General features: G+C 61.3%; 6 protein-coding genes. 5 read left to right on the top strand and 1 reads right to left on the bottom strand.

Annotated features, from left to right (window positions below; all coding sequences use genetic code 11):
• The 4 genes from EN742_RS21470 to EN742_RS21455 form a co-directional block, all read left to right on the top strand.
• Positions 1-225, top strand: a 225-nt coding sequence (locus EN742_RS21470; protein WP_128333246.1) for a TOBE domain-containing protein, incomplete at its 5' end; no start/stop codon positions are given.
• Entirely contained in the window at positions 222-1,109 is an 888-nt protein-coding gene (locus EN742_RS21465) for an ABC transporter permease (RefSeq protein WP_128333245.1), read from the top strand. The genes EN742_RS21470 and EN742_RS21465, both read left to right, overlap by 4 nt.
• Positions 1,102-1,893 (top strand): ABC transporter permease, encoded by a 792-nt coding sequence (locus EN742_RS21460; RefSeq protein WP_128333244.1) that lies wholly within the window; start codon positions 1,102-1,104, stop codon positions 1,891-1,893. The genes EN742_RS21465 and EN742_RS21460 overlap by 8 nt, the downstream gene beginning before the upstream one ends.
• A gap of 63 nt (positions 1,894-1,956) precedes the next feature.
• Positions 1,957-2,817: a 5'-methylthioadenosine phosphorylase gene (locus EN742_RS21455; RefSeq protein WP_245492371.1), complete on the top strand. Its 861-nt coding sequence runs from the start codon at positions 1,957-1,959 to the stop codon at positions 2,815-2,817.
• A 534-nt stretch (positions 2,818-3,351) separates the two neighbouring features.
• Here the strand turns inward: EN742_RS21455 and EN742_RS21450 are convergent.
• Positions 3,352-3,942 carry an amino acid synthesis family protein gene (locus tag EN742_RS21450; RefSeq protein ID WP_127214130.1) on the bottom strand — a complete coding sequence of 197 codons (591 nt, stop codon included), beginning with the start codon at positions 3,940-3,942 and terminating at the stop codon, positions 3,352-3,354.
• A 165-nt stretch (positions 3,943-4,107) separates the two neighbouring features.
• Here EN742_RS21450 and EN742_RS21445 point away from each other — a divergent pair.
• The coding region (locus tag EN742_RS21445; RefSeq protein ID WP_128333242.1) for a helix-turn-helix domain-containing protein at positions 4,108-5,872 on the top strand (1,765 nt) is incomplete at its 3' end.

The following is a 5,872-nucleotide window of genomic DNA, read 5'->3' as shown; positions in this document are numbered from 1 at the left end:
AGCCTCGCCGGACGCGACGGAGTTGCCCTCGACGGGACACTCCGCGCCAAGGCATTTCGCGGCGAGAACTGGCTGTTGACGCTGACGCTTGACGGCGGGCAGGAAATCCTTGTCTGCATTCCGGCGGCGCTGGCCGATGGCTGCGTCGAGCTTGCCGCCAGTCAGCGGGTGACCGTCTATGCGCCCGCGCAAAAAGTTCATGTTCTGCCGGGAGCAATGGCGTGAGCGTCGCCGCCGATCCCGCGCTCGCCGCGGATGGCCGACGCGAGCGGCGCTTCTTCCTTTCGCTGTCGCTTCCGGCGCTTTTCATCGTTGGGCTGGCGGCGATACTGCCGCTCCTCTGGATCGTCCGGCAATCCTTCCTGACGACGGCGGGCCAATACTCCGTCGGCAATTACGAGAAGGTGCTGTCGAGCGGGCTGACGTGGTCGGCCCTGGCCACGACCCTTGAACTGTCGCTGGGCACGCTGGTGGTCTGCATTATTCTCGGCATTCCGCTGGCGCTCGCTCTGGCCAGCGCCCGGCCAAGGGTGGCCAACGTGCTGATGGCCTTCGTTATGCTGCCCTTGTGGACCTCTATTCTGGTGCGCACCTATGGGTGGCTCGTGCTGTTGCGGCGCGATGGACTGATCAACGCTGCCTTGACGGGTTCGGGCCTGACCGCGGAGCCATTGCCGCTGGTCTACAATTTCACCGGCACGCTCATCGGCATGGTTCACTACATGCTGCCGCTGTTTCTGCTGCCGGTATACGCCGCGATGCGCGATATCGACACCAACCTCATTCGCGCCGCCGCCAGCATGGGCGCCACGCTCGGGCAGGTGATCCGCACGGTCATTCTGCCGCTTTCCGCCGGCGGCATCCTTTCGGGTTCGATCCTCGTCTTCATCTACACGATCGGGTTCTTCATCACGCCCGCGGTGCTTGGCGGCGGCAAGGTCAATCCGCTCTCCATCCGGATTGAGCGCACGCTGTCGACTTTTCAGGATTGGGGCTCGGCGAGCGTCCTGGGCATTCTGCTGCTCGTGCTCATGGCGCTGATCGCGGTGATGTTCCTGACGGCAAGACGGCTGATGGCACACAACAAAATGGGTGCGGCCCATGCTTGAGGCCTATCCGGACAACAGGCTCGCCCGCGTCGCTCTGTGGGGCTTTTCCGCGCTCGTCATGGCGTTCTTGATATTGCCGACACTTGTCGTCGTGCCGCTCTCCTTTTCGGCGTCGGACCTGCTCGAGTTCCCGCCGCGCGCCTACTCGCTGCGCTGGTATGATAACTTCTTCGGGTCGGCCACCTGGATGGACGCGCTGAGGACCAGCCTGATCCTCGGCACTTTGACGGCGGCGATTGCCGTGCCGCTGGCGCTGCTGGCTTGCATCTCGATGAACAGGCTCGGCGGTCGGGCCGCGGCGATCATTCAGGGCGTTCTGCTCACCCCCTCCATCGTGCCGGGAATCCTGCTCGCGATCGGCCTCTTCTTCGTGCTGGCGGCGCAGGCTCTGGTCGGAACGCTGTTCGGCGTGCTGGTGGGCCATGTGGTGCTGGCTATCCCGGTCGCCTGTATTGTGCTGGTGCCCGCTCTTGCCCGGTTCGACTGGAACCAGGTCCAGGCGGCGCGCAGCCTGGGCGCCGACTGGGCCAGAGCCATTGGCGGTATCATCGTTCCGCAACTCAGGATCAGCCTGTTGTCGGCGACATTGATGGCCTTCCTGACCTCGCTCGACGAATCCGTCATCTCGATCTTCGTCGCCAGCGGCCGCAACAGCACGCTGCCGAAGCTGATGTTCCTGTCGCTGCGCGATCAGATCGATCCGACCATCGCCGCGATCTCGACATTATGGACCGCCGTCGTCGTGGCCGTCATCCTGATCGTGACGCTTCGCCAGAAATCCTGACCGAGACCTGAAATCATGCCAAGCAATCCTATCGCAGCCGACCATCAGACAGACATACCCAAGGTGGGGCTGGCGATCATCACCGGCTCGGCAAACTGGGGGCTGGCCTTTCCCGAAGATATGGAAGTCGATGGCGTGCGCACCTTGCGGCGGGACATGAGCTTCGAGACGCCTTTCGGCCGCACCGACAACTGGAAGCTGATCGAGTTCGATGCCTCGATTACCGCCGAAGGCAGAACGAAACAGGCGCTGTGCATGTATTCGCATGGCAATCCCCGCGACCATATCGACCATTCCTGCCATCGCCGCGCGTTCTGGGTGTTGATGAACGCGGGTGTGAAACAGGTCGTCTCCTGCTCAACCATCGGTGCCGTCAACAAGGCGATCCAGCCGGGCGACATGGTGGTGAACGCCGATATCATCGAGCTAACGCAGACCCCATTCTCACTGCTTCCCGGCCGCCAGAGCTTCGACTGCTCCGGCAAGCAGATCGTATGCCCCAGATGCGCGGCCGTTCTGGTCAAAACCGCGCGCCGTCACTGGCCGCCGCAATGCCGCGTTCACGGCATCGAACAGCAGCTGGTGGCTGCACACTGTTACGGGCCCCGGCTGACCGGCCCGGCCGAGGCCCTGGCGTTTCGAAGCATGGGGGCCGATGTGCTCAACCATTCCATCGCCCCTGAAGCCACCTTGTCGCGTGAGATCGGCGCCTGTTTTGTGCCTTTGGCGTTCGTCACGGCTACCTTCAACGACTACATGGATCGCAATCGACAGGAATTGCTGCAACAGGACGTTTTGCCGAGCCTGTCCATGACCGCCTCGCGGGTTGCGCTGGAAACCGCCGCCCGGCTTCCGGCCGATCCGCAATGTTCCTGCCATGCCTTGAAATCGCCGCAGCCGGAGGAACGTTCCAGCCGTTTCTGAGCCAGCGCCAGCCCTACCTCAGCCTCGCCGATCGGCGCCTCGAGTGCCCGGCTCGCAGTAAGAGACCGCGTCTATCGCGGCAGCTTTCTGCCACTGCTCTTCCCGGCAGAGCGCTTGTGCTAAGGCGAAAGCCGTTTTCTGTGGCGACAGTTCTCGCAGGGGAAACTAGTCCTCCTCCTGATCATTGGGTTCGCCAGACCATACGAGAGAATACGAAGGAAACGGGGTGGCGAACCACCCGCTAACGTATTGATTTCCGGTAGAAAACGATGACCCTCAGCGCCCATCACTATCGTTATTTATCAATGAGTTATTGACCGGTTCGCCAAAAGGTTCGCCAGGCTGTGGTTTGTGCGTCATCCCTAGAGGACGGGAGCCGCTCCGAACGCCGTGGAGGGTCGTTGCCCCTGCCGAAGAAATCGCGCGGTTGGGCACGTTCGGCAAAGAGCGCTGCCCACTCGACGCCGCTTTCGGCATCGGCATCATAGAGGAAGGTCATTTCGGTGCCCCGGGGATTGCTGCGAAAGACGAAGCTCAGCGTGCCTGCCCCTCAGCTTCCATTTCCGCCATGTCCTGGAACCTGTCGGCGATACGTGGATGCGCCCGCCCGCCATCACAGGCGCCAATGGCGATCAGCACCTCATCCGCACCGGGTGCGTCCGGAACCTGGAAGTTGGCCGTCAGGAAGTGGGAGCGCTTGCCGGTTTCGCTCTTGTGGGTCATCGGCAGGGAAAGAAGGGCGCCTGGCCCGTTGCGGGTATTCGTGAAGCTCAGATAGGTCGTGCCGTCTACCGCCGTGCGGAACATATTGCCGAACCGCAAGGTATGGATCAGCGCCGATGCATGTTCGATCTCGCCATTGATGCCGACCGAAGCCGCCTTGCCGTAAGCCTCGACCTTATCCGCCGACAAGAGCGCCACCAATCGCTTGGTCATTTCGGCGCCAAGACCCGGCGCCAACCGGAGGATCTCTGGGCGCAAATTTTCAACGAATCCTTGACCGGCCCACGGGTTCTTCAACACGGCTGCGACCACCACCATGGAGATCGGTTGGTCTGCTTTCTTGCCACCCTCGACGAATACTTCCTCGATGAATGTGCAAAACTTTCTCACTCCGAGATCCATGGATTCCTCATCTGTTCGCTGGATTGTGGCGCAACCTAATGAGCAACGACGGTGAATGTCTTCCTTCGTTAGGGAGGAAAAACAGAATGGCCGGCACTTCGAAACGATGTAGAATTCAGCTCCCGCGCATGCCTAACTCAGCGGGTCGTGGCGCAGGGAGCGATTGTGGACAGGAAGGCGCAAATCTCGGTTCTCAAAGATGTCGCGAGTGAGATCAATTCCGGCGGTGATCTTGTCATGATCCTGAAGCACTTGGTTCTCGCCGCCTGCCGCCATGCAAACTGGACGCTCGGTTCGATCATGTCGATCGATGCCGCTCATGGTTATGCCCATGTGATGGTTCGCTATGATCCGACGTTGATCGAGCGAACGCTCCCTGACCGTTGGGAACTGGCGACAAGCCCCTCGCTGATCGCCTTGAAGCGGAACGAGCCAGTCTATATCCGCGACGTGCGCGAATCCGAGGAGTTTCCAGGTTATCGCCGCGAAGCTTTCGAGCGAGATTACCGCACCGTCCTCGTCATGCCTATGAACTGCAGCGACTTCGAGGGCCGGCCAATGGTGCTGAGCGTTGTGTCGCGGGATATCATGGAGGTCCCGGAAGAGGATTTGGCGTTTCTGGGTATGATCGTCCATCTCGGCGCCATCGCGATCGAGAGGGAGCAGCGGCTGGAAGCCGAACGGCAGGCCGGAGACAGGTTGCAAAAGGCGCTCAAGGCGCACACCTCCCTACTTGAACACGTGCTTGCAGACGGCTCAGTGTCTTCATTGTCGGCGATGGTCGGCAGCCTGCTGCCCAATCCGGTCGTCGTCGTCGATTTTACTGCGAACCAGATTATCGCCGGCCGCTCGCCAAGCGAGGTGCAGTTCGATGATGCCGCTTGGCAATCAGCAGCGGCCGGTCCGCTGAGCCGACAACTGGGAAAGGCAGCACGCGATACAATTGAGCGGGGCGGCAACAGCGGGGCGACGCTTTTTCTCGATGACGGCAGCTCCCGGCTCAATCTCGCCGCCCGCATCGAGCCCTTGACGGTCGACCGCCAACTTGTCGGGGCATTGATCATCTTTTCCACGTCGCGTGCCTTCAGCGATCTGGACCAGTTGCTGCTTGACAGCGCCAAGTTCGCGCTCAGCGTCCAAATGATGCGCAGTTTCATCCGATTCCGTTTCGAAACCCGCACACAGACCGAGCTTTTCTTCGAGGTGGTGGAGCGGCGTTGGCGCGACGCGGCAGATGTCCAGCAGCGAGCCCAGCGGCTCGGCATTAATTTCATGACGACTCAGCAAATCGTCGTCGTCGACTTTCCCGAGAGCGCGAAGAATCTTGGCGGAACGTCCGTCGATCTGCATCACAGTCTCGCTCGTATCATGCAGCAAGCTTCCGTTCCCGCGTGCGTCGTGGCCATCGATGGCGGGCTGGTGTGCCTCATTCCCAATGACGAGGTCTGGAAACAGGAGCGGACATCGAAACTGATGCGGCGCATCGCAGCGGATCTTGGCCAATATTTTGACGAACAACCGATCGTCATCGCCAGCAACGCCTGTGCCACCCTGACGGATTATCCGTTGGCTTGGGATCGCTGCAGCCGCATGATTGCCATCGCCCGTTCGTTCGGTCGGACCGGTGCGCTGTCCGGGCAGGATTTTGGGCCGTTGCCGATGCTCGTAGCGGCCGCGGGCGTCGACGACGTACGCGCTTTCGTTCAGGAAAGCGTCGGCGCCATCGCCGCGCATGACCGCCAGCATGGCACGCCCTATCTGAAAACGCTGTCGACTTATCTGAGGGAGGGCTGCCGCAGTGGCGCCTGCGCCGATGCGATGGGCCTGCACGTAACCACGCTGCGCTATCGCCTGTCGCGAATCCAGGAAATGTTCGGCATCGATGTCGAGACGCCAGAGCGACGCTTTGCCATCGAATTGGCCATTCACC

The organism is Mesorhizobium sp. M4A.F.Ca.ET.020.02.1.1, from assembly GCF_004022645.1.
GTDB lineage: Bacteria > Pseudomonadota > Alphaproteobacteria > Rhizobiales > Rhizobiaceae > Mesorhizobium.
The sequence above is the reverse complement of the archived record's forward strand: the minus strand, read 5'-3'. Positions and strand labels throughout refer to the sequence as shown.